Below are 26,548 nucleotides of genomic sequence, written 5' to 3' on the forward strand. Positions count from 1 at the left end.
GACCAGGTCAGGGCTCATATGCGACAGCAACGAGCCACGTCGCGGGCTGCCTCTCGGCGGTGGCAACGGCAAAACGACCTCGTCGACACGTATCAATGGCGATGTGACATATCGCCCACCCCGGGGGCGTGCAAGCCGCGGGCCTCACCCACGCCGTCGGGCGCTGTCCACCGCTGACGGCACGGGGCCATGCGCAGGTCCGCGTCGCGGAACCGCAGGGCCAGGCTCAGGTGCGGCACCCACGCCCCCGGGGCCGTGCCACGGACGGTGCCCGTCGGCCTCGGCGAGAACGTCCCAGACGGCGGCGTGCAGCGCGGGCGTGGGTCGATCCTCGACCGCGACTACCTGACCGAGGAGTACCTGCGGGTCATGAGTCGGTGGGCACAGGTGGCCGGCCGCGACCGAGGGCTGTGCGAGGCCTTCGAGGTAGGCCTGTGGCGTCCCGCACCGGCGCTAGGCCCTGCACCTCGGCGTACGACGGCAGCCCCGACGCGGTGACCGGCCCTCCCGCGCGGACCGCGTCGGCGGCGGCGACGGCCGCGGCGAGCGCGGCCCGGAACAACAGGGAGCCGGTGCTGACCCGGGCGACCCCGGCCCCGCACAGCTCGTCGAGCGTCGGCCCGCCCTGCTGGTACAGCGCGTTCAGCGGACCGTCGATCCGCTCGCTGAGCACGCGCAGCGTCGCCAGGTCGACGGTGCCGGGCACGAAGATCCCGTCCGCCCCGGCGGCCCGGTAGGCACGGGCCCGGGCCAGGGTCTGCGGCAACGGGTCCGGCACCCCGACCCACCACGTGTCGACGCGGGCGTTGACGAACAGGTCCGGCACCGCCGCCTTCACGGCCGCGACCTTGTCGGCGACGCACCCCGGATCGGCCAGGGTGCCGTCGGCGCACCCGTCCTCCAGGTTGATCCCGACCACGCCCAGCCCGGCCAGCTCCGCCGCGTACCCGGCGACCGCCGCCGGGTCGTCACCGAACCCGGCCTCCACGTCGACGGTGAGCAGCACCGGCAGGCGGGCCAGCCGGCGGGTCAGGGCCAGGGTCTCCCCGGCGGTGGCCGCGGCGCCGTCGGGTCGCCCGGCGGTCGCGGCGATCCCGAGGCTGGTGGTGCCGATCGCCCGGTGGCCGCGCGCCGCGAGGGCCGCCGCCGACGCGTGGTCCCAGGCGTTCGGCAGCAGCAGCGGCCGGCCGCCGTGATGCAGGGCGCGGAACTCCGCTCGCCGGTCGGTCATCTGACGCTCACCTCCAGGGTCTTCGCCACGCTCAGGGTCGGGTGCGGTTCGTGGCACAGCGGGGCCTCGATGCGCCGGCAGCGTTCGCGCAGCACGTCGAGCACCCCGGTGGCGAGGGCCAGGGCGTGCCGGTCGCCGGGGCAGCCGCGCTCCCCCGCCCCGAAGGTCAGCAGAGCAGCGCCGGGACGGCCCGGCCGTAACGCCGCCGGCTCGGCGAACACCGTCGGGTCCCGGTTCGCCGCGTCGAAACGCAGAAGCACCTGACTGCCCGCCGGCAGGTCGCGCCCACCCAGTCGCACCGCGCTCACGGTGACCCGCCGGGTCGCCCGTACCGGCGGGTCCAGCCGCAGCACCTCGGTCAGCAACTCCGCCGTCCGCCCCGCGCCCGACGGGTCGCCGCCGGGCAGGGGCAGCAGGTGGTGGGCGGCGGCGCCGATCAGACCGGCCGTCGCGTCGCACGCCTGGACCAGCAGACCGATCAGGTTCGCGCGTACCTCCGGCGCGGCCGGCGGCACCACCGCCAGCAGCGTCGCCACCGCCCGGTCGGCCCGCCGGAGCACTGCCACGTCAACCCCCGGGTGGTACGCCGCCGCGACGACAGCGACCGCCGTCCCGGCGGCTACCGGGTCGGCGATACCGAGGCGCCCGGCCAGCACCCGCAGCGGCACCGACCGGGCCAGTTCGCGCATCACGTCGACGCGGTCACCGGCGCGGTCCAGGACGGCGACGGTCAGGCGTGCCGCCTCCTGCCGCAGCTCGTCCGGGTCCAGCGCGGCAAGCGCGGTGACCACCATCGACCGGCGCTCGGCGTGCCGTGGCGGTGAGCTGAACCTGCTCACCGAGGCACGCAGCCAGGCGAGCGTGCCGGGCGGACCGCTGTCGACCACCGGAACCCGGAAGGCCGGGTCGGTGAGCGCCGTCCGCACGTCCGCGTGCCGCGTCACCCACCAACCGCGCTCCGGCGCGAACGAGGGCGGGCCGCACGCCGGCGTTCCGGCGGCGGGTGCGATGTCGGGCCAGGTGTCGGTCACCGCCCGACGGTAGAGCCCGAACCCTTCGGCCCCCGCCGAACGATCCCGTCCCCGGCCCGCGTTCCCGGCCGGCGGATCAGGCGCGGCCGCTGGCGGGTGCCGGGGGCGGGGTGGGCGCGAGGGCGGATGCGGGGACGCCGAGGGTTTCGGCGAGGGCGGTGCGGCCGGCCGGGGTGAGTCGGACCGCGCGACCGGCGCCCGCGGTGAGCCAGCCCCGCTCGGTGAAGCGGACACGCAGGGCCGCCCCGAGCGCTCCGGCCAGGTGCGGGCGGCGCTCGGTCCAGTCCAGGCAGTCCCGGACCACAGCTCGTCGAGCGGTGCGCAGGGCATCCACCGAGACGCCCAGCTCGGCCGCCCACGCCCAGCCCTCGGCGGTCACCGTCAGCCCGCTGGAGCGGTCCAGTCGTCCGTCGGCCACGAGCGCGTCGTACATCAGCACACCCAGCCGCCCGGCCAGGTGGTCGTAGCAGGTCCGGGCGTACGCCAGGGCGGCGCTGACGGTGGCCGCGCGCAGCGACCCGACCGGCGCCGGTGGGGCCGGAGCGTGTCCGGCCAGGTCCTCGATGAGCTGGGCCACCGACGGCCCGGCGAGGCGCACATAGCGGTGGCGGCCCTGCCGCTCCTCGACCAGCAGGCCGCCGTGCACGAGGCGGGTGAGGTGGTCGCTGGCCGTCGACGCCGCGACACCGGCTCGCCGGGCCAGCTCGCCGGCTGTCCAGGCCCGACCGTCGAGCAACGCCACACAGATGCCGGCCCGGGTGCCGTCGGCCAGCAGGGCCGCCAACTCGGCCATCACGCGACCCTCGGTGCCACCACTCATGCCGCCATCATCACCCCGACCGGCGGCGTGCCGATCATCCGGGTCCGACGCGGAACGCCGACGGGAGCCGGCCGCGGTCCACCTGTCCTGGTCGGACAGCCGGACGCCCTTGCCTGCCGCCCTACTCTGAAGGGGCCACGGCGCCACTTCGGCAAGTCGGGGCCCTAGCGCCCGCAGCCTGGGCGGATAGAAGTAGCCGCATGAACTGGACGACGTTCAGAAGCGCCCGCACCCCTCGCCGACTCCGCGCCGTGGCCGACCTGCGCTTTCCGGCCAGCGGGCGCGAACACCTCCGGAATCAGTACCCCCATCTCAGCGACGACGACATCGCCGTCGCCGAATCCGCGACCCGACAGTGGTTCCGGCTCGCCGTCCGCCAGGGCGACGCGAAGCTGTCGATGCCGTCGGTGGTCGTGGACGACCTGTGGCAGGCACTGACGCTGCACGCGCAGGACTACGCCACCTTCTGCGACGCGGCGTTCGGGCGCCCTCTGCGCCACCAGCCGAGGTCCGCGACAGGCGGCGGCGCGACCGACGCCGGTCACCACACCCTGCTGCTCGCCACGCTGCACCACGCACGCCGGGACGAGGGCGGCGACCCGACCAGCCTCCCCCTGCTGTTCCGGGTCGACCACGAGCTTCGCATCCCGGGCGGCAGTCGCTACCTGGCCGACTGCGGAGGCCGAGGCGAATGCTTCCCGGCTTCCGAACGGGTCTGCCTGCAACACCTCGCAGGGCTGGGCAAGCGGCCCAAGCCACGCGGCATTCGCGGCGATCTGCCCTTCCTCGACGGCCGCCACGGTTACGCCGGCGGTTCCGGTGGCGTGGGTGGCAGTGACTTCAGTGGCGGGGGCGGGGGCGACGGCGGCGGGGGCGGCGACGGCGGAGGTGGCGGCAACTGAGGCACCGACCCGCCGAGCCCGCTCGGCCCGCGACGACACACCTGGGACGGTCCGCGCCGGGGCCTAGCGGGCACGGCGTTCCGCGGCCGCGTGCCACCAGGCGGGCGGGCTCGGGTTGGTGGCCGTCGCGGTCGGCTGGTCCGGGTGCAGGCCGAGCCCGCGCAACGCGGCAGCCTGGACACGGATGCCAACCCAGCCGTGCCAGCGACCGTCGTCGCCGACGCCACAGGCCAGATCGACGGCGATCACGTCCGCCGCAAAGGGCATCCAGTCGATGCCCCGATCACGTAGTCAAGCGCGGACGGCGGCCATCGGCTGCGGGCAACCGCTGATGTTCGGATAGGCCGCGACGGTGACCCACTCAGTTCCCGGAGCGCTCATGGCGACCATGATCCCTGCTGTCGGCCGGCTCCGGAAGCGCGATTCGCCGGGAGTCGGTCATCGTCGCCGCCGCACCGGTCCTCGGTGCCGGACCACGCGCCGACCCTAGCGGAGCCGGCTTAGCGGCGTCACCGTCCGGTCCGTTCCGTCGTAGCTGCGCGCGGCGTCGAAGTCTCCCGCCGGGCGCTGCCCACCGGCGACGGCACGGGCCACCCGCAGGTCCGCGTCGCGGAATCGCAGGGCCAGGCTCAGGTGCGGCACCCACGCTCCCGGGGCGTGCCACGGGCGGTGCCCGTCGGCCTCGGCGAGGACGTCCCAGACGGCGGCGTGCAGCCGGGTCAGCGCCGGCGTCGGCCGGACCAGCCAGACCAGCGGGGCGCTGCCGTCGAGAACGACGACGCGGTCGAGCGCGACAGGCACCGGCAGCGCGGCGTCGAACACCTCGGCCAGGCGGTGCGCGACCCCGGGCGGGAACTCGTCGACGGCGGCGAGGGTCAGGTGCGGCCGGTTGGTCGGGTGGATGTTGCGAGCCAGGCTGGGCAACCCGGCGGCGGCCAACCGCTGCCAGACCGCCCGGACGGCCGTCTCCAAGCCGGGTGAGCAGACCAGTTCCACCGTACGCACGCGCCCACGCTAGCCGGACGGTCCCGTCACCCGAACAGCTCGGGGCCTCCTGCTTCCTGAGCGCTGCCGGGTGGTCCGTTCAGGCGAAGAAGATCTCGTCGGGAGCCGCGGTGTCGCCGTGCTCCCGCAGCAACGGGGACGGGTCAGCCGGCGAGACACCGACCTCGGCCCAGTAGACCCGGCCGGCCACGACGTAGTCCGTGGTCCGGTCGCGGTCGAGGAGGAACATCGTCCCGTACGGCCAGCGCGTTCCGAGGCGTTCCTCCTCGGCGGCCTTCTGCTCGGCGGACGCCAACCGGAGTGCGAACCGGCGGCACACGTCGGGCACGCAGATCCGCGAGACGTCGTGGAACACCAGGTCGAGCACCCGGAGTTCGTCGTCGCCCTCCTGGTCGCCGATGAGGCCCCGCAGGTGCAGCCTGCTGTGGCCGACGTCCATCGACCACGGCTTGACCACCCCGTCGATCCGCAGGGGCAGATCTCCGTGGACGATCCGCGGCCCGGTGAACTGGCGCCGCCAGTCGGCGATGTTCACGCCTCCTCCTAGAGTCTTTCGAGCAAAGGCCCCCACGTCGGTCGACCGGCGGCGCGGCAGGACCGGCGGAGCGGCGGGTCTCCCCCGGGCATCCGGGTGAGGCGCGAGGTCAGAGCCAGCCGTTGTCCCGGGCGGTGCGGACGGCCTCGGCCCGGTCCGCCGCGCCGAGCTTCTGCACGGCGGCGGACAGGTGGTTGCGGACGGTGCCGGTGGACAGGTGCACCCGGCGGGCGATCACCGCGACCGGGGCGCCGAACTCGGCCAGCCGCAGCGTCTCCAACTCCCGTGGCGTCAGCGGGCACGCGGGCAGGGTCAACGCGTCGGCGGCCAGCGACGGGTCCACGTACCGGCCGCCGGCGTGCACCCGGCGGATCACGTCGGCGAGCGCGCCGCCCGGCGAGCCCTTGGGCACGAAACCGCGGGCCCCGGCGGTCAGCGCCTGCCGCAGGTGCCCGGGACGGCCGTGCCCGGTCAGCACGACCACCGCGCACTCAGGACGGACCCGGGTCAGTTCGGCGGCCACCGCGATGCCGTCCAGACCGGGCATCTCCAGGTCCACCACTGCCACGTCCGGGCGGTGCGCGAGCGTCGCGGTCACCGCCGAGGGCCCGTCGGCCGCCTGGGCCACCACGTCGATGTCCGGCTCCAGGCCGAGCAGCGCGGCGACGGCGACCCGGATCAGATCCTCGTCGTCGGCGAGCAGGACGCGGATCACGTCGACACCGGCACGGTGGCTTCGAGGGTGAAGATCGCGTCCTCCCGGCGTACCCGCAACTCGCCTCCGGCAGCGGCGAGCCGATCGGCCAGCCCACGCAGGCCGTGGCTGTGCTCGTCCGGGCCGCTGTCGTCGGCACCGTCGTTGGCGATGGTCATCCTGGCCCCGTTCTCGTCCCGGTCGATGTGGATCCGGCACCACTCGGCCCGGCTGTGCCTCAGCACATTGGTGCCCGCCTCACGCAGCACCGCCGCCAGTTCGGTGGCGGCCGGCTGAGGCAGGTCGACGCGTGGCGGCACCGTGCAGCGCACCCCACAGGAACGCAGCACGTCCGCCACGGCGGCCACCTGCTCACCGAGGTCGACGGCCCGGTAGCCGTGCACGCTCTCGCGAACCTCGGTGAGTGCGGAGGCGGCCAACCGTTGCGCTTCGGCGGCCTCCCGCCCGGCCCGCTGCGGGTCGACAGGTGCGAGCCGCGCGGCGAGTTCGGCCTTCAGCGCGATCACTGTGAGACTGTGCCCCAGCAGGTCGTGCACGTCACGGGCGAAGCGCAGCCGCTCCTCGGCGGCGGCCAGCCGGGCCTGGGCGGCCTGACCCTGCCGAGCCTCCACCAGCAGGTCCCAAAACCAGACCTGGAACCAGTTGACCGCGGCCACGCCCACCCCGATGCCGCCGGTCACGGCCAGGGACCGCCCCACGGACCCGCCGGTCCACCAGGCGACCGCCGCCGACACGAGCAGAGTGCCGGCGGTCACTGCCAGCGCGCCCGGGAGGCGGACCAGCAGGGGGGCCATCCCGACCAGGGACGCCCCGATCCACGCCCAGGTCGGCCAGGCCCCGGCCGCAACCGGGGCCACCAACGGCACGGTCAGCGCCGCCACGACGACCAGGCCGAGCTGGGCGCGACGTCGCCACCGTTGCGCGAGCCAGGGGGTGACCGCGGCGTACAGCACAGCGGTCTGGGTGGCCGCGGAGATGAGGATCCCGACCGCGCCGAGCACGACGCGGCCGGCGGACGACTCCCGGGTCAGGCCGACGGCGGGCAGCAGGACACCCGCCCACACGCCGGTGGCCAGCGACAGCAGCGTCGCCCGCCGAGCCCGGTGCAGCCGGCGGTCCGCCCGGGGGGTCACCGCCTCGCTCGCCACGCACCGATCCTAGGACCGCCCGGCGCCCGGTCCACCCGTGCGACATGTCACGGTCGGACCGTGCGATCCGCGCGGGATTCCGGTGACGGACGAGCCTGCCGACCACGCCGGGACACCGGCAGGGTCAACGGCATGGAAAACACACGGGTGTACGCGGACAGCATGGTCGTACCGTCGCCTGCGCCGATGCCGGCAGCGCCCGGCGCCGGCACGCGACGGCTGTGGTGGCATCTCGCCGAGATGGCGGTGGCGATGGTCGTCGGGATGCTGCTGCTCGGGCCCCTGTGGGACGCGGCCGGCGCCCCGCTCGGGATCAGCGGGACGCTCGGCCGGCCGGACGTCGCCGCGCTGGTGATGGCCACGAACATGACGGTCGGGATGACGGTGTGGATGCGCTACCGGGCGCACCACTGGCGTGGGGTCGTCGAGATGGCCGCGGCGATGTACGTGCCGTTCCTGTTGGTGCTCGTACCGTTCTGGGCCGGCTGGCTGGACGGCGACGCGCTGATGCTCGGCGGTCACCTGCTGATGGTGCCGGCGATGGTGCTGGTGGCGGTGCGCCATCGGCACGAGACGCCGGTGGCGGTACGCCGGCATCCGACCGTGGTGGCGCTGGCCCACCGCTGGCCGGCCGGGCTGGCGCTGCTGATGACGGTGGACATGTGGGTCGAGCCGAGGGTGCTCAGCCCGTGGACGATGCTGGTGTTGCCCGGCGGGTACCTGCTGATCGGCATGGTCCGACGCACCCTGCGCGGGCCGGGCGTGCTCGCCACCCAACTGGTCGGCCTGGCCGTCTGGGTCGCGCTGACGCTGACCGCGGTCGTGGTCGGGGGTCAGACGGCCGCGTGGCTGGTGGCGCTCGGTTGGCTGGCGCACGCCGGATGGGACCTGGCCCACCACCGCACCGGCCGGGTGGTGCCACGCGGGTACGCCGAGTGGTGCGTTGTGCTCGACGTGACGCTGGCGGTCATCATGATCGTGGCAATCCTGACCGGCGCCGTCTGACGGCTCCGCCCGACGGGGCCGATCTTGTGCGGGGGGTGCCGCTGGGCGCTGATCGCGCTCTTGTGGCGGTCGGCGCAGCGGCTCGGACGGCGTAATGAAAGGCTTGGCACATGAGTTCCGCACCTGCACAGCACGACGCACCGACCGACGCACCGATTGACGCCACCCCCGGCGGCACCGACGAGGTGAGCGCCTTCACCGAGCTCGGGCTGCGCGCCGAGCTGCTGGGAGCGCTCGCCGCCCTCGGGTACGAGGAGCCGACCCCCATCCAGCGGGAGGCGATCCCGCCGCTGCTGCAAGGGCGGGACCTTTTGGGTCAGGCGGCCACCGGCACCGGCAAGACGGCGGCGTTCGCGCTGCCGCTGCTGAACCTCATGACGCCCCACCGCCGCGACGGCGACCCGGTGGCGCTGGTGCTGGTGCCGACCCGGGAGCTGGCGGTGCAGGTCTCCGAGGCGTTCCACCGCTACGGCAAGGACCTGGGTGCGCGGGTGCTGCCGATCTACGGTGGGCAGCCGATCGGGCGGCAACTGCGGGCACTGGACATTGGCGTCGACGTCGTGGTGGCCACCCCGGGTCGGGCGCTCGACCACATCGCCCGGGGCACCCTGCGCCTCGGTGGCCTTTCCACGGTGGTGCTCGACGAGGCCGACGAGATGCTCGACATGGGCTTCGCCGAGGACATCGAGGCGATCCTGGAGCACGCTCCGGCGCAGCGTCAGACGGTGCTCTTCTCGGCCACCATGCCGTCGCGCATCGACGGGATGGCCCGCCAGCACCTGCGCGAGCCGGTCCGGATCGAGATCGGTCGGGAGCAGACCGTCGCCGGTGAGGCGCCCCGGGTGCGGCAGAGCGCCTACATCGTGACCCGGGCGCACAAGCCGGCCGCGCTGGGCCGGGTGCTGGACGTGGAGTCCCCCACCGCGGCGATCGTGTTCTGCCGCAGCCGGGAGGAGGTCGACCGGCTGACCGAGACCATGAACGGGCGGGGTTACCGCTCCGAGGCGCTGCACGGCGGCATGAGCCAGGAGCAGCGCGACCGGGTGATGGGCCGGCTGCGGGCGGGCACCGCCGACCTGCTGGTCGCCACCGACGTGGCGGCCCGCGGGCTGGACGTCGAGCAGCTCACCCACGTGGTCAACTACGACGTGCCGTCCGCGCCGGAGTCGTACGTGCACCGGATCGGTCGGGTGGGCCGGGCCGGCCGTGAGGGCGTGGCGATCACCCTCGCCGAGCCGCGTGAGCACCGGATGCTCAAGACCATCGAGCGGGTGACCGGCCAGCGGATCACCATCGACAAGATCCCCACCGTGGCCGACATGCGCACCCGCCGGTTGGAGCTGACCCAGGCGGCGCTGCGGGAGAGCCTGCTGGAGGACGACCTCGACCCGTACCGGGTGATCGTGGAGACGCTCACCGACGAGTTCGACCTGATGGAGGTCGCCCTCGCCGCCGTGAAGCTGGCCCACGAGGTGACCTCGCCGGGCGCCGACGACGAGGAGGAGATCCCGCAGGTCCCGGTGCGCGCTCCCCGCGAAGGTCGGCCGGAGAGCGGCGGCCGGGGCGGCGACCGGCGGGGCGGGGGCCGGCCGCGCTCGGGCGGCGGCAACACCGTCCAGGTCTTCGTCGGCCTGGGCCGGCGGGCCGGGGTGCGCCCGCAGGATCTGGTGGGTGCGATCACCGGGGAGACCGGGATCCGTGGCCGGGACATCGGCTCGATCGAGATCGCCGACCGGTTCTCGCTGGTCGAGGTGCCGCAGGGGGTGGCCGACGAGGTGATCTCCGGGCTGCGGCAGAGCACGATCAAGGGCCGCAAGGCCACCGTGCGCCGCGACCGCGGGGGCGACGAGCGCTGAGCGCGCCGCCGGCGACCGCCGGCCTGAGCGCGCCGCCGGCGACCGTCGGGGTACGACGGTCGCCGGCGCGGCGGGTCAGAAGGAGTACGGGCCGAAGCGGCCCCAGGCCACCACGGCGGCGAGCACGAGCAGCACCGCGCAGGTGATCGCACCCTGAAGCTCGGCGCGACGCCCCTCCGGCGTGTCCCGCTTCTTCAGGTCCCGCAGGTGCACCAGGATGCCGCCGATCATGACGATGACCAGCCCGGTGGCGGCGATCGGGGTGAGCACTGTGGCGATGCCGGTGAGCGCGGGCAGCACCAGCCCGACGGCGGCCAGCAGCTCGACGGCGCCGAGTGCCTTGACCTGGGTCGGCGGGACCGGGTCCACCCACCGCATCAGCTCACGCAACTTGTCCTTGGGCTGGGTCAGCTTGGCGAAGCCGGCGCCGGCGAAGACGACGGCGAGCAGGATCTGGATGATCCAGAGCACGACGTTCACGGGGGTTCCTCCAGGGGGACGCCTCGCGGCGAAGAGGTAGTCGAGGATTCAAGCGAGACGGTAGACCTCTCCCCGCGTACCGGAGAACCCCCGCCGTCTGGGCAGACGGCGGGGGTTCCGGTGGGTGGGCGTCAGACGGTGAAGAGCGCCGGACCGTCAAGCGCCTCGACGTCGGCCGGGCGCAGCGCCAGGGCGAGCACGTCGGCCACGTCGGCCAGGGTGTGCACGGTCAGCGCCTCGCGCACCTCGGTCGGCAGGTCGTCCAGGTCGGGCTCGTTGCGCGCCGGGATGATCACCTCGGTGAGGCCGGCCCGGTGTGCGGCGAGCAGCTTCTGCTTCACCCCACCGATCGGCAGCACCCGACCGGAGAGCGTCACCTCGCCGGTCATCCCGAACTCGGGGCGGACCGGGCGGCCGGTGACGAGCGACGCCAGGGCCGTGACCATGGTGATGCCGGCGCTCGGGCCGTCCTTGGGCACCGCGCCCGCCGGGACGTGCAGGTGGATCCGCCGTCCCGCCAGGGCGTTCGGGTCGATGCCGAGCCGCCGCCCGTTGGAGCGCAGGTACGACAGGGCGATGTGCGCCGACTCCTTCATCACGTCGCCGAGCTGGCCGGTCAGGGTCAGCCCCGGCTCGCCCTCCATGCTCGTCGCCTCGATGAAGAGCACGTCCCCACCGGCGCCGGTGACGGCGAGGCCGGTTGCCACGCCGGGCACGGCGGTGCGCTCGGCCGATTCCGGGGTGAACTTCGGTCGCCCCAGGTAACCGGTGAGGTTGTCGGTGTCGACGCGTACCGGGGTCGGGTCGGTCGCCAGCGTCACCGCCACCTTGCGCAGGATCTTGGCCAGCGCACGCTCGAGCTGCCGGACTCCGGCCTCCCGCGTGTACTCGCCCGCGATCAGCGCGAGAGCGTCGTCGGCGACGCTCACCTCGTCGGCGGTCAGCCCGGCCCGATCCCGCTGCCGGGGCAGCAGGTGGTCGCGGGCGATGGCGACCTTCTCGTCCTCGGTGTAGCCGTCCAGGGTGACCAGCTCCATCCGGTCCAGCAGCGGGCCGGGGATGGACTCCACCACGTTGGCGGTGGCCAGGAACAGCACGTCGGACAGGTCCAGGTCGACCTCCAGGTAGTGGTCCCGGAAGGTGTGGTTCTGGGCCGGGTCGAGCACCTCCAGCAGGGCGGCGGCCGGGTCGCCGGCGTAGCCGGCGGAGACCTTGTCCACCTCGTCGAGGAGCACGACCGGGTTCATCGAGCCGGCCTCGCGCAGCGCGCGGACGATCCGGCCGGGCAGCGCCCCCACGTAGGTGCGCCGGTGACCGCGGATCTCCGCCTCGTCGCGGACGCCGCCGAGCGAGACCCGGACGAAGTTCCGCCCGAGCGCGCGGGCCACGGACTCGCCGAGGCTGGTCTTGCCCACTCCGGGAGGACCGGCGAGGGCGAGCACCGCGCCGGAGCCGCGACCGCCGACCACGCCGAGGTTGCGCTCGGCACGGCGGTTGCGCACGGCCAGGTACTCCAGGATGCGGTCCTTCACGTCGGCCAGGCCGGCGTGGTCGGCGTCGAGCACCGCGCGGGCCGCGGCCAGGTCGGTGTTGTCCTCGGTACGCGTGCCCCACGGCATTTCCAGCACGGTGTCCAGCCAGGTGCGGATCCAGCCCGCCTCCGGGGAGGCGTCACTGGCCCGCTCCAGCTTGCCGACCTCGCGCATGGCCGCCTCGCGGACCTTCTCCGGCAGTTCGGCGGCCTCGACCCGGGACCGGTAGTCGGCCGAGCCGTCCGGCTCGTCCTCGCCCAGTTCCTTGCGGATCGCGGCGAGCTGCTGGCGCAGCAGGAACTCCCGCTGGGACTTCTCCAGGCCCTCGCGGACGTCACTGTTGATCTGCTCGGTGACCTCCTGCTCGGCCAGGTAGTCCTTCACCCAGCCGACAAGCAGCTCCAACCGGGCGGTGACGTCCGGCGCGGCGAGCAGTTCGGTCTTCTGGTCCAGGGTCAACCAGGGCGCGTAGCCGGCCGAGTCGGCCAGCTCGGACAGGTCGGTCATCCGCTCCACCGCGTCGATGACCTGCCAGGCGCCCCGTTGCTGAAGCACGGAGGTCACCAGGGCGCGGTACTCGCGGGCGAGTTCCCGGGCGCGGCCGGCGGGAGCGGGTTCGTCGATCTCGGTCGCCTCGACCCAGAGTGCGGCGCCGGGGCCGGGCACGCCGGAGCCGATCCGGGCCCGGGACAGGCCACGGATGACGGCGGCGGGTTCACCCTCGGGCAGCCGGCCGACCTTCTCGATGGTGGCGACGACGCCGACCGGGCCGTACTCGCCGTCGATGCGTGGCACGGCAAGCAGCTTGCGATCGCCGGTCGCCCGTGCCGCGTCGATCGCGGCCTGGGTGGTCGGGTCGAGGGTCACCGGGATGACCATGCCGGGCAGCAGCACGGCGTCGGTCAGGGGAAGTACCGGAAGAGTTGCCATCGAACACCTGCTATCGCGTTGAGTTGAGCGTGTCTCACTCAAGTAACAAAGCGTTCCCCTTGTTCCGGACTGTGACCCAGGCCACCTCACCGGGGCTCCGGCGGGCCGCCCCCGCACCGGTGGCGGCCCGCCGAGAAACCTCAGGTGAGCTTGCTCTTCACCGTGTTCACGACCGAGCCCGCCACACCCGGATTGGTGCCGTACAACCGTGGGTCCCCCGGGGGCAGCACCGGCTCCGGGGCGTTCGCGCGCGGGGCGTCGTCGTACCGGAACTCGCCCTTGCCGTCCGGCGCGGGCCCGGACGCCCAACGCCCCTCGGCGGCGTCCGTACCCGAGGAGAAGCCCAGGTAGGTGTAGCCGTACTCCGCGGTGAGGTCGCCGGAGTCCGGGAACGCCTCCGGCACCGGCATGTCCTCCAGGCCGTCCTCCTTGAGCTGCTCGATCGCCGCCAGCCACATGTTCTGGTGCATCGTGTCGCGGGCCAGCAGGAAGCGCAGCATCTGCTTGACGCCCGGGTCGTCGGTCATGTTGAACAACCGGGCGACCTGGAGCCGGCCCTGCGCCTCCGCCGTGACGTTAAGGTGGAAGTCGGCGAGCAGATTGCCGCTCGCGGTGATGTACGAGCCGTTCCAGGGCACCCCGCTGGAGTCGACGGGCAATGCCCCGCCGCCACCGTGGATGAAGTGCGCCGGGTTCGACCCGGCGTAGGTCGCCGCACCCCCGGGATCCTCCGCGATCCCCTCCGTCAGCGACAGCGGTGCGCTGTCCAACAGCCGGGTGATCATCGCGACGATCATCTCGACGTGACCCATCTCCTCGGTGCCGACGTCGAGCAGCAGGTCCTTGTACTTACCGGGCAGGCGGCAGTTCCAGCCCTGGTAGAGGTACTGGTTGGCGACTGTCATCTCGCCCCACTTGCCGCCCAGAACCTCCTGCAACCGGCGGGCGAACGCGGCGTCCGGACCGTCCGGCTTCGCCTCGAACTGCAGATCCTTGACGTGACTGAACATCTGACCCCCTCGACACCGGAAAGCTGGTAGCGAGGCGTTCCCCTCCCGGTGACCCGGTCGGGCCGACCGGCGTCCCCCCGGGGTCAGGCCACCGGCCGCGCCGCGGGCAGCAGCACCTCCAGCGCCACACCGCGCGGCCGCAGCCGGTGCACCCGCAGCGTTCCCCCATCCGTCGCCACGAGTTGCCGCACGATCCACAACCCCAACCCGGACATCCCGACGGTCGGCACCGGGCGACGCAGCGCCGCCAGCAGCGCGTCGTCCACCCGCCCCTCGTCGGTGACCAGGATGCTCAGGCCGGGACCGCGCAGCGCCGCGTAGAGCCCGACCTGCCCCTGCGCCGGCCCGTGCCGCAGCGCGTTCTCCACCAGGTTGACGAGCACCTGACGGGTCCGCCCGCCGGGCACCGGGCAGGAGGCCGCCCGGCGGGTGGCCCGAGCACGCCGCCGACCCGCCGGCACCAGCGCGGCGGCCTCGCGCAGGATGCCCGCCAGCGGCACGACCGGCTCCGGTCCGGGAGCCGACGCCAACGCGCCGGTGCCGGCGGTCGCGTCCCGCAGCAGGGTCTGTAGGTGCACAGCCTGGTCACGGGCCAACTCGGTGATCGCCCGCCGGTCCGCGCCGGTCAGCTCACGGCGCTCGTCGGCAAGCGTCCGGGTCAGCGAGGTCAGGGTGCTGATCGGCGTCCGGAACTCGTGACACAACACCCGCAACAGCAACTCCGAATCGGCCTCCGGTAGCCGCAGGTCACCGGAGGCCGGCTCGATCTGGCGCAACCCTCGCAGCAGGCCCCGCAGACCGTGGCGTGCGCGCATCCACCCGACTCCCCTCGTTCGGTGCGTACCCGCATGATCGGTACCCGCTGGGGAACGGCGCAGACATGCCGGGAGCCTCCACCATCCGACTCGTTGTCGTGGACGATCACCCCCTCTTCGTCCGCGGGCTGGAGTTGCTGCTCCCCATCACCACCGACGGCCGGGCCGAGGTGGTCGCCTCGACCGGCGACGCCGCCGCCGCGGCCGCGCTGACCAGCCGCTGCCGGCCCGACCTGGCCCTGGTCGACCTGCACATGCCGGCACCCGGCGGGATCCGGGCGGTGGCCGCGATCAGGCGGACCACCCCACGGGTACGGGTGGTCGCGATGTCCGGTTCCGTCGATCCCGCTCCGGCACTGGAGGCGCTGCGGGCGGGCGCCGAGGGATTCCTGCCGAAGACCAGCGAACCGGAGGAACTGCTTCCCCCGCTGCTGGCGATCCTCGACGGCTGGGCGGTGCTCCCCGCCGAGTTGCTGCGGGCCATGCTGCGGCCTACGAACGCCACGTCTGTCGACCTGGACGGCGAGGAACGGCGGCTGTTGCGCGCGATCGCCGCCGGTCGCAAGACCGTCGACATCGCCGAAGAACTGCACGTCTCGGAACGGACGGTGAAACGGATGACGGCCGCCTTGCTGCGCAGGTTGCGGGTGTCCAACCGGGCCGAGGCGGCCGCCGTGGCCGGGCACAGCGGCCTGCTCGACGATTGAGGCTCCGTCAACGCACCGATTCACGGTTTTTCTGGGTAACGGAATCACGACGCGCCGAATGGGGCGCATATTGTTGCGGATTACCGGGGTGATAGGTCAGACTTTGAACACATCCCGCCGCACACAGGGAGTAATCGGCAATGGCGAGAAAAGTAATCACGGTCCTGACCGACGACCTCGACGGCGGCAAGGCCGACCGGACGGTCGAGTTCAGTCTCGACGGAGTGGCCTACACGATCGACGTCTCGGACGAAAATGCCGGCGTCTTGCGCAAGGCACTGGATCCGTACATCAATGCGGGTCGGCGGATCGGGCGCGGTCCGGTGGAGAGCACCCGATCGATCCGGAGGCCGGGGCGACCCACCGGCGCCGGAATGGATCGGGAGCAGAACCGGGCCATCCGGGAATGGGCCGTCAAGAACGGCTACAAGATTTCCGAGCGGGGCCGGATCCCGGTTGAGGTCGTCGAGGCGTACAAGGCGCGCTGACGCGCGAGTTGCCGACGGGGTCCCGCCACGACGGCGGGGCCCCGTCGGATTGTCTCGGCAGGAAACGACGGTGGCCGGTCACCCGGGTTGTCGCCCGGGTGACCGGCCACCGGCCGATCGAGGTGGATCAGTTCACGTCGATGCGTACCGAGTCGAAGGCGGGGGTCTGGTTGGCCCGCTCCATCATCGGCAGGCGATGCGAGCCGTCACCGGCCCAGACGGAGCACTGCGCCGTCCCCGATTCCGGCAGACCCGGAATCTGGATCGTCACCTCGTCGGGCTGGGCACCACCGCGGCCGTCCTCGGTCGCCACGAAGAAGGCGGGCACCTCCTGCGGCTCCGGCGGGGTGGTCAGGCTGTCCAACATCCGGCACGCGGTGTGGAAGTGGCCCCGGACCAGGCCCTGGGCGTTGAGCAGCGAGCTCTCCACGTAGTAGCCGCCCTGACCGGCGGCCAGGAAACGGTCCCGGACCAGGTTGCGGGTGCTGACCCGGAGGGTGAACGCCTGGTTGCGGCCGACCTGGTCGGGGAACTGGGTGATCAGCAGGGACGGGTTGTTGGCGGCGGCGCCGACCTCACCGAACTCGGTGCTCACGCAGCGGTTGCCGATCTGGAAACCGTCGTGCGGCTGGAGCCGGCTCTCGTCGCAGTCGTTGGCGAGCACGCCGAGCCCGGCACCGGGGGCGTTGCCACCGTTGTTGCCGCCGCCGGTGTTGCCGCCACCGTTGTTGCCACCGCCGGTGTTGCCGCCGCCGGGGGTGGTGGTGGGCGTGCTGCCGCCGCCGTTGTTGTTGCCGGTCGGCTGCACCTGACAGTCGGCGAGCTGCGCGAGACCCTGCGGCCGAGGTCCGACCCGGTCGATCGCGGTCGTGATCCGGTCCAGCACCGCGCGCCGCTTGCCGGCCAGCGGCTGCAGGATCGCGTTGCGGATGAACGCCTCGCCCTTGTTGCCCTCGGCTGCCAGCCGGCGGTCCGCCTCGGCGATCTGGGCCTGCAACTGGGCGAGACCGCGGTCCACCTCGGCCCGCGCCTGGGCCGGCACCTGCGGCAACTTCGCCGTCACATCCGGACAGGCGATGGCCGTGCCGGTGCCCACCGTGCCGTCCTTGCCGTCCTCGCACTCGGGGACCGACTGCTGCCCGTCACCCCAGTGATTACGCACCCACCGACCGTTCTGCCAGGTCCGGCTGGTCGAGGCGGCGCCAGCCGGCGCGGTCGAACCCGGGCTCGGCTCCACGCACTGCGCGGAAGCCGGACGCGGCTTATTTGTCCGCCGGTCCTGGGCCGACGAAATCTGGGTCACGGCGACGACTCCGCCGAAGACCACGAGCGTGCCGACAACGGCCAGCAGACGCTTGCTCCGCGCGTTGCCGGATGACCGGCGCGCCCGTGTGGACCTGCGCATCGAATTGCTCTCCTTCTCGATCCGGTAGTGGATTCCTGCCCTCGGCGGACCGACGGATGTGAGATGGCACGCCACGGCGGTGAGCGCCGTGACCTACCCGGGTAATGCGTCGATGGCCGACGATGCCCTTTCCGCACCGTCTCCCGCGCCCGGTGGACGCGGATGGGGAGATCCTGTTCATTCGCGCAGGAGTACGGGACGGCGACCGGGAAGGTTCAACCGTCGCGCAGGAAATTGCGGCACCGGATCCGGAGCCGGTGTCAGCAGGCAGAACGGGCGCCGGTCAGTCGGCGCAGAGGTGGTCGAAGGCGAACCCGCCGACCAGTTCGTCACGGCGCCGACTCAGCGCGGCGATCTGTGCGGTCAACTCGGCGCGCGGCAGCAGGTCCGTTCCGGTGTCCGCGCGTAGCCGCTCCCCCACCGCGACGGTGGCGAGATCCTCGGCCAGTCGGGCCGCGTCGATGCCGCAGGAGAAGCGGTGCTCGGTCACCGAGACCCGCTCGACGAGGCACGCGTCCGGGCGGACCTGCACCCAACTCCACCCCTGCGCCGGCCCGTCGGCCCAGCGCACGTGCAGTCCCCGCACGATCGGGTCGGCCACCCGTCCCGCCACGTACGCCTCGACCGCCGCCGCGCGGGTGAGCGCGCCCAGGTCGTTGACCGGCCCGGTCCGGCCGTCCGGCAGCCGACCGAGGATGTCCCGGAAGCCCACCGGGGCCGGGTCGTCCCCGGTCACCGCGGCGGCGCCCGCCGCGTAGACGCGGGCGTCGATCACGTACTCAACGAGGCGCCGGCCGTGCTCGGCGGCCCGCAACGTCGGCGACCCGATCCGCAGCACGGGCAGGCCGGCCGCCGCGCTCACCGCGTCCTTGAGTCGCTCGACGCGCTGCTGCGCCGAGCCTGCGGTGGCGACCGGACCGATCTCCACGGCGACGATCGCCCGGCCGGTGTCGGCGGCGCAGAGCACGAAGTCGAAGCTGGCCCGGCTGGCCGAACTCCACTGACTGCCGGTGACCCCGGGCGGGCGACCCTGGACCAGGTCGCTGAGCCGGCGCGCCGGATGGACCAGGTGGCCGGCGCGACTGAGCAGCGGCTCATGCCCACCGTCGGCGGGCAGCGCCCGCAGCCAGCCGCGGTAGTCGCTGCCGATGCTCGTCATCTGCCTGATCCATCCGCCGGTCGGTCGAGCCGGGCCGAGTCTAGGTGGTCGATCATGGGACACCGAGTTCGAGTGTGACCGGGATCACAGGCGACTGACGTTCCAGGGACGGCCGGCGGGTGTATCCAGCGACCGCCGGTACCGGACCGGCCGGAGGTGACCATGTCGCGACAGCAGTTCGGCTTCCTCGCCGGGTTTCTCGCCGTGGCGGTCTGGGCACTCGCCGGCATCGGCGTGGCCGCCCTCGCCGTGCTCGCGGGCCTGCTCGGCTGGCTGGTGGTCCGGGTGCTCGACGGCGACCTCACCGTGACCGGCCTCGGCGACCGCCACACCGACCCGCGGCGACGCCGATGACCACCCGCCCCGCCGACGCCCCGGAGGTCGCGCGGATCGCGGTCCAGGCGGCCAGCCTGGTGCCGGGCGTGTCCGTCGTCCGTCCGGCGGCGGTCCGCCTCGACGACCGGTCCGTCGGCCTCGACCTGCACCTGATCACCTGGTACGGGCACAGCGTGCCCGCCATCGCCGAGACGGTCCGGGCGGTGGTCGCCGACCGGGTGGCCGCCACCACCGGGCTCCGCGTGGCGGCGGTGACCGTCACCGTGGACGACCTGCTCGTCCCGGGCGTCGACGTCTCCGCCGCCCCCGCGACAGTGCCCGCCGAGGGCGGCTGAGATGCGCAGCGTCAACCGGGTCGCCTCGCTGCTGCTGGCCACCGCCCTGCTCGCCGGCGGGGCGCTGGTGGCCGTCCAGGCACTGCTGCTCGCCCTGGACCGGCCGGCGCCACTGGAGACCACCGGCTGGCTCGACGCCCTGAGCGACACCCGGTGGCGCGACCCGACCGTCCAGGCGGTGGCCGGCGGCGCCGTACTGCTGGGCCTGGCCATCCTGGTCGCCCAACTGCGCCCCTGGACGCCGGTGCGGTTGCGCACCGACGAACGCGACGGTTGGCACCTGCACCGGCGCAGCGTCGAGCGGCGGCTGGCAGACGCCGCCAGCGCGGTGCCGGGCGTACGCCGCGCCCGGGTCCGGGTCCGACGGCGCGGCGGCCAGTGGCGGCCCCGGGTGCGCGCGAGCGGCGACCCGGCGGCCCGGGCGGAGATCGAGTACGCGGTGCACCAGGAGTTGCACCGGCTCACCGCGCCCCGCCCCGGCCACGTCGACGTCCGGCTCCAGCCTCGCCGGCGTCCGGCATGACCAACGCCGGGCACCGCCTGCTGTGGACCATCATCGCGCTGCTACTGGTGGCGGGCGGAGCGGCGGCGCTGGCGGCCGGCCACGGCACCCTGCCCGGCGCCGGTGCACAGGCGATGGTGCTCAGCCCCGGAATGCTTGAGCAATGGCGGACGGCCACGCCGTGGAGCACCCTCGCCGCGGCGGTCGGCGGCGCACTACTCGCCCTGGCCGGGCAGCGCCTGCTGGCCCGGGAGGTGCGGCGACCCGCCGGTACGCTGCGCGGCACCCTGAGCCACCCCGGCCGACGACCGGGCCGCACCCGACTTTCCACCGACGTCCTCACCGACGCGCTGGTCCGCGACCTGACCGGCAACCCCGGGGTACGCCGGGCCCGCGTGGTGCTCACCGGCGAGCCGCCGCACCCCGACGTGTGGATCCGGGTGGACCTGACGGCCGACGCGACGGCCGCGGGCGTACGCGACCACGTTCGCGCCGCCGTCCACCGGTTCGCGGCGACGACCGGCTGCCAGCCGGCGCACCTTGACGTGACGGCCCACATCGAGCCGGGCCGGCCCTGACCCGCGCCGAACCGGCGGGCATGATCGGTGCCGGAACGGGCGGCGGACGGAGGTGCGCGGGTGCGGGTGGTGTCGCTGGTGCCGTCGCTGACCGAGGCGGTGGCGCTCACCCTGCCGGGGCTGCTGGTCGGCGCCACCGACTGGTGCAGCCACCCGGCCGGGCTCGACGTCGCCCGCGTCGGCGGCAGCAAGTACCCGGACCTGGACCGGGTCCGCGCGCTGCGGCCGGATCTGGTGCTGCTGAACGTCGAGGAGAACAGCCGGGCCGACGCCGAGGCGCTGCGGTCGGCAGGCGTGCCGGTGCGGGTCACCTACCCGCGTACCGTCGCGGGCGCGTTGACCGAGCTGGGCGACCTGCTGGCGGAGTTGGGCGCCCCGGCCGAGCCGGACTGGCTGCGCGCCGCCCGCCGCGCGTGGGCCGCGCCGCCCCGGCTGGTGCCACCCCGCCGCGCGGTGGTGCCGGTCTGGCGTCGGCCGTGGGTCGTGCTCGGCAGCGACACGTTCGCCGGTGACGTGCTGCGCCGGCTCGGCGTGGTCAACACCTACGACGAGCACCCCGAGCGCTATCCCCGCCCGCCCCTCGCCGAGCTGCGCGAACGGGAGCCCGACCTGGTGGTGCTACCCGACGAGCCGTACCGGTTCACCGCCGAGGACGGGCCGGAGGCGTTCCCCGGCGTACCGTGCGCCCTGCTCTCCGGTCGGCACCTCACCTGGTACGGCCCGTCCCTGGCCGAGGCGCCCACGCTCCTGGCCGAACAGTTGTCCCGGCCGGTGCTGAGCGACTGAGGCGGGCGTTTGCACCGGGCGGCCCGGCGACTCAGCCGTCGACGCCGGGGCGGCGCGCGGCCACGACACTGGCCCCGATGGAGACCGCCAGGGTCAGCACCACCACCGCGAGGGTCGACCAGACCGGCAGCTTGCCCACCGGCGTCTCGGCGAGGATGAGCTTCAGCCCCGCGAAGCCGAGCAGCAGCGCGAGCCCGTAGCGCAGGTAGCCGAACTGGCGCAGCAGGCCGGCGAGGCAGAAGTAGAGGCTGCGCAACCCCAGGACGGCGAACGCGGTGGCCGTCCAGACCAGGAAGGTGTTCGTGGTGATGGCGAGGATCGCCGCCACCGAGTCGATGGCGAAGACCACGTCGGTGGCCTCGATGGCGACGAGCGCCACCAACAGCAACGTCGCCACCCGCCGGCCGGCCACCCGGGCGGTGAACCGGTCGTCGTGGTACCGGGCGTCGGTGGGCACCAGCTTTCGGAACAGCCGGACCACGACGTTGCGTTCCGGGTCGACGTCGGGCTTTCCGCGTACGGCCAGCCGCCAGCCGGTCCAGATCAGGAAGGCGCCCAGCGCGAACCCGGCCCAGGCGAGCCGGTCCAACAGCTCGGCGCCGGCGAAGATGAACAGCAGGCGGAAGACGAGCGCCCCGACGACGCCCCAGAACAGCACCTTGTGCTGGTAGCCCGGTGGCACCCGGAAGTAGCCGAAGAGCAGGGCGAAGACGAACACGTTGTCCACCGAGAGGGCCTTCTCCAACAGGTAGCCGGAGAAGTACGCGATGGCCGGGTCGCCGCCGAGACCCCACCAGAGGACCAGCCCGAACAGCAGACCCGCGCCAATCCAGACGGCGCTCCACAGCAACGCCTCGCGTAGCTCGATGACGTGGTTGTCCCGGTGCAGGACCACGTCCACGGTGAGCAGCACGGCGATCAGCGCGCTGACCGCCGCCCAGGCCCACAGCGGCACCGCGACCGTCGCCTCAGCCACCGACGCCCTCCGCATCGACCACGGCCACCGCCCGACACCTCAAGCCGGCTGTGTCGAGCCTAGGCGAACGCCCCCGCCCCCACCGGGGCTCCGATGAAGTCGGTGCCGGCCGGTCTCGCACCCACCGCCCCGACGACGAGTGCGAAACGGGACACACCAGCGACCGGAAGTGCAAGGTCGACGAAGGGTCGGGGCGGTGTGTGGGGTCGGGGGTGGGCGGGTCTGCCGCACATCGGTGTGGGGTGATCCGGCAGGATCGAGGTGACCGGACACATCAACCGACACGGCAGGAGATCCCCGCATGAACCAGGCAGCAGGCGCCCGATCCGGCAAGCCCGAGGTGGGTCCGATCGAGGGTGCGCCGCCGGCCGACCTCGTGATCGAGGACATCACCGTGGGCGAGGGACCGCAGGCCGAACCGGGCCAGTTGGCAAGCGTGCACTACGTCGGCGTGTCGCACTCGACCGGCGACGAGTTCGACTCGTCCTGGAACCGGGGCGAGGCGTTCGAGTTCCCGCTCGGCGGCGGTCAGGTCATCGCCGGCTGGGACCAGGGCGTCGTCGGCATGCGCGTCGGCGGCCGCCGTCGTCTGACCATCCCGCCACACCTGGGGTACGGCGACCGCGGTGCGGCCGGCGTCATCAAGCCGGGCGAGACGCTCGTCTTCGTCGTCGATCTGCTCGGCGTGCGCTGACCGATGCTCGGGGGGTCGCCGGCGCGCGCCGGCGGCCCCGCGGGACTCCGATCGCTCGGGGGCGTCGTCGGCTCGCTCGGGGGGCGTCGTCGGCGCGCTGGCGGCCTCGCGGGACTCTGATCACTCGGAGGCGTCGTCGGCGCGCCGGCGGCCTCGCGGGACTCCGATCGTTCGGGGGGCGTCGGCGCGCGCTGGCGGCGCCTCGGCGGGCTCGGATCGGGCGGGCCGATCGGGCCGGGGTCAGGCGGCCAGTTGCAGGTGTGCCGGCTCGACCGCCGGGCGACGGGCAGCCTCGACGATCCGGGCCGGCTCCAGAATCGGCATCACCCGGTGCAGGCCGGTGGCGCGCAGCACCCGGGCCACGACCGGGCTCGGGTCGACCAGGACCAGTGCCCCACCACACGCCCGAGCACGCAGGTGCGTGGCGAGCAGCGTGCGGACGCCGGCGGCGGAGAGCAGCCGCAGCCCGGACAGGTCCACCTGGAGCACCGGACGGGCCGGCACGGACCACAGCGCGGAGCGGAACGCGGCCACCGTGGCGATGTCGACCTCGCCGGCCACCCGCACGAGGACCATCTGGTCACTCACGCTGACCTGCACGTCCAGCCGGTCGCTCCGCTCTCCCATGCCCAGAAATCTAGCCGCCCCCACCGACAGTTTCGGCCTCTGCAGGAGTGATTCCGGGTACGCCCAGGGTCTTACCCCGAGGTGCCCCTCATCCCCCTCGGGGTGCAGGCCCGGGGCACGCTCCTCGCCGCGCCATCGAACGCCAACCGCCGGGCCCGGCCGTGATCGACTCCAGGTCCGTGAAACCGGGGTATCCGCAGCAGCGGAACACCCCGACACCACGAATACCGTGTCGATCATGGGCGGGGGTCGGTGCCGGCGGTGGAGAATAGGCCGATGCTGATCCCCCGGCCCCGGCCGCCCCGGTTGATTCGTCCGGTCCGCGAGCCGGCCACCGTACCCCCGGCGTTGGCCGGCGCCTGGGCGCCGACGGACCGCAGGCTCGACCGGGCCGAGTTGCTGCCCCTCCCCGACGGCGCCGTCGGCCCGGAGGACGTGCTTGTCGACGACGCCGGCCGGGTGATCAGTGGCGACGAGGCCGGCCGGCTCTGGTGCTGGCCGGTCGACGCGCCGGCCGGCACCCGCCCCCGACCGCTTGCCGAGACCGGTGGCCGACCGCTCGGCATCGAGCTGGACGCCTCCGGTGAGGCTCTCGTCGTCTGCGACGCGTACCGCGGGCTGCTGCGGGTGACGCCCGACGGCGCGGTACGCGAACTGACCGGGACAGCGCCCCTGGTGCACCTGGCCAACAACGCGACGGTGGCCCGCGACGGCACCATCTACTTCACCGACTCCTCCGACCGGTTCCCGGTCTCGCACTGGAAACGGGACCTGCTGGAGCACCGCCCCAACGGTCGGGTGCTGGCCCACCACCCGGGCAGCGGCCGGACCGAGGTGGTGGCCGACGGGCTGTACTTCCCCAACGGGATCGCGCTGACCCCGGACGAGTCGGCGCTGATGCTCGTGGAGACCAGCACCCACCGCCTGCTCCGCGTCGAACTGGGCGGCGGCGTCCGGGTGCTCGCCGACCTGCCCGCGTACCCGGACAATCTCTCCGCCGTCGGCGACGGGACGTACTGGATCGCGTTGCCCAGCCCACGGGTGCCGATCGCCGAGCGGCTGCTGCCGCACCCGCGACTGCGTCAGATCGCCGCGTTGCTGCCCGACGCGGTGCAGCCGCAGCCGCGCCGCTACGGGCTTGTCGCGCTCGTCGACGGCGCGGGCGCGGTCCGCCGGACGCTGCACGGCCCGACCGGGCACTACCAGATGATCACCGGGGTACGCCAGCACGGCGAGCACCTCTGGCTGGGCAGCCTGACCGGGGCGGGAGTGGCCCGCGTACCGCTGGGGTGACACCCCCGGCGGGCCGGCCCGCCGTGGTGGCGGACCGGCCCGGGATGCGGCGACGGTGTCTCAGCGGCCGCTGACCGAGGGCGCCGGGGCGGGCGAACCGCCGGCCACCGCGCCCGGGTGCGCCGGGGCGACCGGCGCGGGCTTGAGCCCGGGCGGCACCGGCAGGGCGCTACCCCGGACGAACTCGTCCCAGCTCACGTTCCACGCGGTCCAGCCGTTGCCCGGCTGCAACTCCACCTCGGTGCCCTTGACGGTGATCAGGTCGCCGACCTGCGTCACCCCCATCAACCAGTCGGCTGCGGTCGCGGAGACGTTCGCGCAGCCGTGCGAGACGTTCGTGCTGCCCTGGTCACCCTCCGACCACGGCGCGGAGTGGATGAACTCACCACCCCAGGTGTAGCGCTGGGCGTCGTCGACGTCGACCACGTAGCCACCGTTCGGATCACCCCGGGTGTCGAAGGTGGTCCGCTCGTGCTTCTCCATGATCACCATCTTGCCGCTGGAACTCGGTGTGCTCGGCTTGCCCAGGCTGACCGGGATCCGGCGGATCTGCTTGCCGTCGCGCAGCACCGTCATCTGCTTGGTGGCGTTGTCGATCTCCAGCGACAGTTGGCGTCCGATCTTGGAGGTCGCGGTCCGCTCGGCGTCGCCGACCCGGTCCTTGCCGATCGGCAGGCCCTCCAGCCCGGCCCGGACACTGATCGTGGTCCCCGGCTTCCAGAAATCGGGCGCCCGGTAATAGACCTGACTGCCGTCTTCGAGCCACGACCAGGTGCCCGGCTGCGGAGGATTCGTCTTCACGAACAACCGCCGCTGAACATCTGCTCTGGCCTCTTTCGGAATTGCCGGGTCGAACGCGACGGTTACCGGCATCGCCGTGCCGTACGTCCGATTACCCACGAAATAGAGGGTGCTGGTGATCTGTGGTTTGGTCGATTTGGCCATGGTGGTGAACGTGCTGGTGCGGGTGGTGGTGGCACCGGAGTCCCCGGTCGCTGTCACCTCGGCGGTGTACGTCCGACGCGGTTGCAGCGGCGCCGTCGGCACCCAACCCGAGCCGTCTTCGCGCGGCTCCGCGCCGACCTGCTTGCCCTTGTCGTCGGTGAGGCGTACGCCGGTGACCCGGCCACCCTTGACCACGGTGCCCACCTCTGCGCTGACCGGGACGTCCCGGGCCTTGTCCGCCGGCGTCACGGCGAGGTCCGGGCCGGCGACGTGGTGCTTGGCCGAACCATTGGCCGGGTCCCGCTCGGCGGTGCATCCACCCAGGATGAGTGGTGCGGCTGCGATGGTTACCGCCAACAGCGTCAATCGCCGCCTAGACGTCATGTTCAGTCCCCCCGTTTTCGACTTCCCTCCGACACATTCTCACCTGCCCAGCACTGGGTATCCGCGGTATTCAGAAATAATCGGCCGCGCATTTACCGACGCATTTGCCGACGATGTTCCACTTGGCGGATGAGGCGTTCAACCGACACGTGTCGTGCCCTCTGCTCCGCTTGAGCGACCCCACCCCGCCTGTCCGGATGACGGGCGTCTGGCCGCGGGTCCGCCCGGCCGGCCTGTTCGCCCCGGCGCGGCCACGCGCCCGACCCGAGGAGCGCGGAAGGAGGAGGTCACGCCGGAGGGCGCACCTCGGGGGCTGAC

Annotated in this window: 29 protein-coding genes; 12 read left to right on the forward strand and 17 right to left on the reverse strand. The window is 73.4% G+C overall.

The features are described from left to right. Positions 1-367: 367 nt before the first annotated feature. The 3 genes from AB0F61_RS18700 to AB0F61_RS18710 form a co-directional block, all read right to left on the reverse strand. Positions 368-1,231: an isocitrate lyase/phosphoenolpyruvate mutase family protein gene (locus AB0F61_RS18700; protein ID WP_357811070.1), complete on the reverse strand. Its 864-nt coding sequence runs from the start codon at positions 1,229-1,231 to the stop codon at positions 368-370. Continuing rightward, positions 1,228-2,262 carry a cytochrome P450 gene (locus AB0F61_RS18705; protein ID WP_357811073.1) on the reverse strand — a complete coding sequence of 345 codons (1,035 nt, stop codon included), beginning with the start codon at positions 2,260-2,262 and terminating at the stop codon, positions 1,228-1,230. Before AB0F61_RS18705 ends, AB0F61_RS18700 begins: the two co-directional genes overlap by 4 nt. A 76-nt stretch (positions 2,263-2,338) precedes the next feature. Further along, complete coding sequence (locus tag AB0F61_RS18710) at positions 2,339-3,082, reverse strand: winged helix-turn-helix domain-containing protein (RefSeq protein ID WP_357811076.1); 744 nt, start codon at positions 3,080-3,082, stop codon at positions 2,339-2,341. A gap of 200 nt (positions 3,083-3,282) precedes the next feature. Here AB0F61_RS18710 and AB0F61_RS18715 point away from each other — a divergent pair, with 200 nt between their 5' ends. Further along, positions 3,283-3,984: a hypothetical protein gene (locus tag AB0F61_RS18715; RefSeq protein WP_357811079.1), complete on the forward strand. Its 702-nt coding sequence runs from the start codon at positions 3,283-3,285 to the stop codon at positions 3,982-3,984. Positions 3,985-4,047: 63 nt separating this feature from the next. Here AB0F61_RS18715 and AB0F61_RS18720 read toward each other — a convergent pair whose 3' ends face one another. The 5 genes from AB0F61_RS18720 to AB0F61_RS18740 form a co-directional block, all read right to left on the reverse strand. Next, positions 4,048-4,251, reverse strand: a complete 204-nt coding sequence (locus AB0F61_RS18720; protein WP_357811082.1) for a hypothetical protein — start codon at positions 4,249-4,251, stop codon at positions 4,048-4,050. Positions 4,252-4,470: 219 nt separating this feature from the next. Beyond that, complete coding sequence (locus tag AB0F61_RS18725) at positions 4,471-4,989, reverse strand: 2'-5' RNA ligase family protein (protein WP_357811084.1); 519 nt, start codon at positions 4,987-4,989, stop codon at positions 4,471-4,473. Between the two features lie 79 nt (positions 4,990-5,068). Then, positions 5,069-5,524, reverse strand: a complete 456-nt coding sequence (locus AB0F61_RS18730) for a hypothetical protein (protein WP_357811087.1) — start codon at positions 5,522-5,524, stop codon at positions 5,069-5,071. A gap of 109 nt (positions 5,525-5,633) precedes the next feature. Further along, positions 5,634-6,239: a response regulator transcription factor gene (locus AB0F61_RS18735; protein WP_357811090.1), complete on the reverse strand. Its 606-nt coding sequence runs from the start codon at positions 6,237-6,239 to the stop codon at positions 5,634-5,636. Further along, positions 6,236-7,387 (reverse strand): histidine kinase, encoded by a 1,152-nt coding sequence (locus AB0F61_RS18740; protein ID WP_357811093.1) that lies wholly within the window; start codon positions 7,385-7,387, stop codon positions 6,236-6,238. The genes AB0F61_RS18735 and AB0F61_RS18740 overlap by 4 nt, the downstream gene beginning before the upstream one ends. A gap of 132 nt (positions 7,388-7,519) precedes the next feature. Between AB0F61_RS18740 and AB0F61_RS18745 the strand changes: the two genes are divergently transcribed. Further along, a complete protein-coding gene (locus AB0F61_RS18745) occupies positions 7,520-8,392 on the forward strand; it encodes a hypothetical protein (RefSeq protein ID WP_357811096.1) in 873 nt (290 codons plus the stop codon). A gap of 110 nt (positions 8,393-8,502) precedes the next feature. Then, positions 8,503-10,248, forward strand: coding sequence for a DEAD/DEAH box helicase (locus AB0F61_RS18750; RefSeq protein WP_357811099.1), 1,746 nt, complete (start codon positions 8,503-8,505; stop codon positions 10,246-10,248). 75 nt (positions 10,249-10,323) lie between these two features. Here the strand turns inward: AB0F61_RS18750 and AB0F61_RS18755 are convergent, their stop codons facing one another. The 4 genes from AB0F61_RS18755 to AB0F61_RS18770 form a co-directional block, all read right to left on the reverse strand. Further along, a complete protein-coding gene (locus AB0F61_RS18755; protein WP_357811102.1) occupies positions 10,324-10,728 on the reverse strand; it encodes a DoxX family protein in 405 nt (134 codons plus the stop codon). A gap of 131 nt (positions 10,729-10,859) precedes the next feature. Beyond that, positions 10,860-13,190: an endopeptidase La gene (lon, locus tag AB0F61_RS18760; protein WP_357811105.1), complete on the reverse strand. Its 2,331-nt coding sequence runs from the start codon at positions 13,188-13,190 to the stop codon at positions 10,860-10,862. Positions 13,191-13,330: 140 nt separating this feature from the next. After that, positions 13,331-14,200, reverse strand: coding sequence for a manganese catalase family protein (locus AB0F61_RS18765; RefSeq protein WP_357811108.1), 870 nt, complete (start codon positions 14,198-14,200; stop codon positions 13,331-13,333). An 83-nt stretch (positions 14,201-14,283) separates the two neighbouring features. After that, positions 14,284-15,015: a HAMP domain-containing sensor histidine kinase gene (locus tag AB0F61_RS18770; RefSeq protein WP_357811111.1), complete on the reverse strand. Its 732-nt coding sequence runs from the start codon at positions 15,013-15,015 to the stop codon at positions 14,284-14,286. 98 nt (positions 15,016-15,113) lie between these two features. On the opposite strand from AB0F61_RS18770, the gene AB0F61_RS18775 reads away from it, so the two are divergent. Continuing rightward, positions 15,114-15,722 (forward strand): response regulator transcription factor, encoded by a 609-nt coding sequence (locus AB0F61_RS18775; protein ID WP_357811114.1) that lies wholly within the window; start codon positions 15,114-15,116, stop codon positions 15,720-15,722. Positions 15,723-15,862: 140 nt separating this feature from the next. After that, the gene (locus AB0F61_RS18780) at positions 15,863-16,210 is read left to right on the forward strand and encodes an Lsr2 family protein (protein WP_355030559.1); all 348 of its coding nucleotides are present in this window, start codon (positions 15,863-15,865) and stop codon (positions 16,208-16,210) included. Between the two features lie 127 nt (positions 16,211-16,337). On the opposite strand, the gene AB0F61_RS18785 is transcribed toward AB0F61_RS18780, so the two are convergent. Together AB0F61_RS18785 and AB0F61_RS18790 are read right to left on the reverse strand one after the other, a co-directional pair. Continuing rightward, positions 16,338-17,615 carry a hypothetical protein gene (locus AB0F61_RS18785; RefSeq protein WP_357811118.1) on the reverse strand — a complete coding sequence of 426 codons (1,278 nt, stop codon included), beginning with the start codon at positions 17,613-17,615 and terminating at the stop codon, positions 16,338-16,340. Positions 17,616-17,898: 283 nt separating this feature from the next. Then, positions 17,899-18,774, reverse strand: coding sequence for a DUF2726 domain-containing protein (locus tag AB0F61_RS18790; protein WP_357811121.1), 876 nt, complete (start codon positions 18,772-18,774; stop codon positions 17,899-17,901). Between the two features lie 162 nt (positions 18,775-18,936). Here AB0F61_RS18790 and AB0F61_RS18795 point away from each other — a divergent pair, with 162 nt between their 5' ends. The 5 genes from AB0F61_RS18795 to AB0F61_RS18815 are packed head-to-tail and all read left to right on the forward strand — an operon-like array spanning position 18,937 to position 21,311. Next, complete coding sequence (locus AB0F61_RS18795; RefSeq protein ID WP_357811124.1) at positions 18,937-19,128, forward strand: hypothetical protein; 192 nt, start codon at positions 18,937-18,939, stop codon at positions 19,126-19,128. Next, positions 19,125-19,445: an Asp23/Gls24 family envelope stress response protein gene (locus AB0F61_RS18800; RefSeq protein ID WP_357811127.1), complete on the forward strand. Its 321-nt coding sequence runs from the start codon at positions 19,125-19,127 to the stop codon at positions 19,443-19,445. The genes AB0F61_RS18795 and AB0F61_RS18800 overlap by 4 nt, the downstream gene beginning before the upstream one ends. Position 19,446: 1 nt before the next feature. Continuing rightward, the gene (locus tag AB0F61_RS18805; protein ID WP_357811130.1) at positions 19,447-19,968 is read left to right on the forward strand and encodes a DUF6286 domain-containing protein; all 522 of its coding nucleotides are present in this window, start codon (positions 19,447-19,449) and stop codon (positions 19,966-19,968) included. After that, complete coding sequence (locus AB0F61_RS18810) at positions 19,965-20,525, forward strand: hypothetical protein (protein WP_357811133.1); 561 nt, start codon at positions 19,965-19,967, stop codon at positions 20,523-20,525. The genes AB0F61_RS18805 and AB0F61_RS18810 overlap by 4 nt, the downstream gene beginning before the upstream one ends. A 60-nt stretch (positions 20,526-20,585) precedes the next feature. Continuing rightward, positions 20,586-21,311 carry a helical backbone metal receptor gene (locus AB0F61_RS18815; RefSeq protein ID WP_357811136.1) on the forward strand — a complete coding sequence of 242 codons (726 nt, stop codon included), beginning with the start codon at positions 20,586-20,588 and terminating at the stop codon, positions 21,309-21,311. A 31-nt stretch (positions 21,312-21,342) separates the two neighbouring features. Here AB0F61_RS18815 and AB0F61_RS18820 read toward each other — a convergent pair whose 3' ends face one another. Continuing rightward, positions 21,343-22,287, reverse strand: coding sequence for a TerC family protein (locus AB0F61_RS18820; RefSeq protein WP_357811139.1), 945 nt, complete (start codon positions 22,285-22,287; stop codon positions 21,343-21,345). Between the two features lie 301 nt (positions 22,288-22,588). On the opposite strand from AB0F61_RS18820, the gene AB0F61_RS18825 reads away from it, so the two are divergent. Then, a complete protein-coding gene (locus AB0F61_RS18825; protein WP_357811142.1) occupies positions 22,589-22,981 on the forward strand; it encodes an FKBP-type peptidyl-prolyl cis-trans isomerase in 393 nt (130 codons plus the stop codon). A gap of 240 nt (positions 22,982-23,221) precedes the next feature. Here the strand turns inward: AB0F61_RS18825 and AB0F61_RS18830 are convergent, their stop codons facing one another. Then, positions 23,222-23,608, reverse strand: a complete 387-nt coding sequence (locus tag AB0F61_RS18830; protein ID WP_357811144.1) for an STAS domain-containing protein — start codon at positions 23,606-23,608, stop codon at positions 23,222-23,224. A 276-nt stretch (positions 23,609-23,884) separates the two neighbouring features. Here AB0F61_RS18830 and AB0F61_RS18835 point away from each other — a divergent pair, with 276 nt between their 5' ends. Continuing rightward, a complete protein-coding gene (locus tag AB0F61_RS18835) occupies positions 23,885-24,901 on the forward strand; it encodes an SMP-30/gluconolactonase/LRE family protein (RefSeq protein WP_357811147.1) in 1,017 nt (338 codons plus the stop codon). A 60-nt stretch (positions 24,902-24,961) separates the two neighbouring features. Here the strand turns inward: AB0F61_RS18835 and AB0F61_RS18840 are convergent, their stop codons facing one another. Beyond that, positions 24,962-26,230: an Ig-like domain-containing protein gene (locus AB0F61_RS18840; RefSeq protein WP_357811150.1), complete on the reverse strand. Its 1,269-nt coding sequence runs from the start codon at positions 26,228-26,230 to the stop codon at positions 24,962-24,964. Between the last annotated feature and the right edge of the window lie 318 nt (positions 26,231-26,548).

It is taken from the genome of Micromonospora sp. NPDC023888 (assembly GCF_040639415.1).
In the GTDB taxonomy this organism is placed as follows: domain Bacteria; phylum Actinomycetota; class Actinomycetes; order Mycobacteriales; family Micromonosporaceae; genus Micromonospora.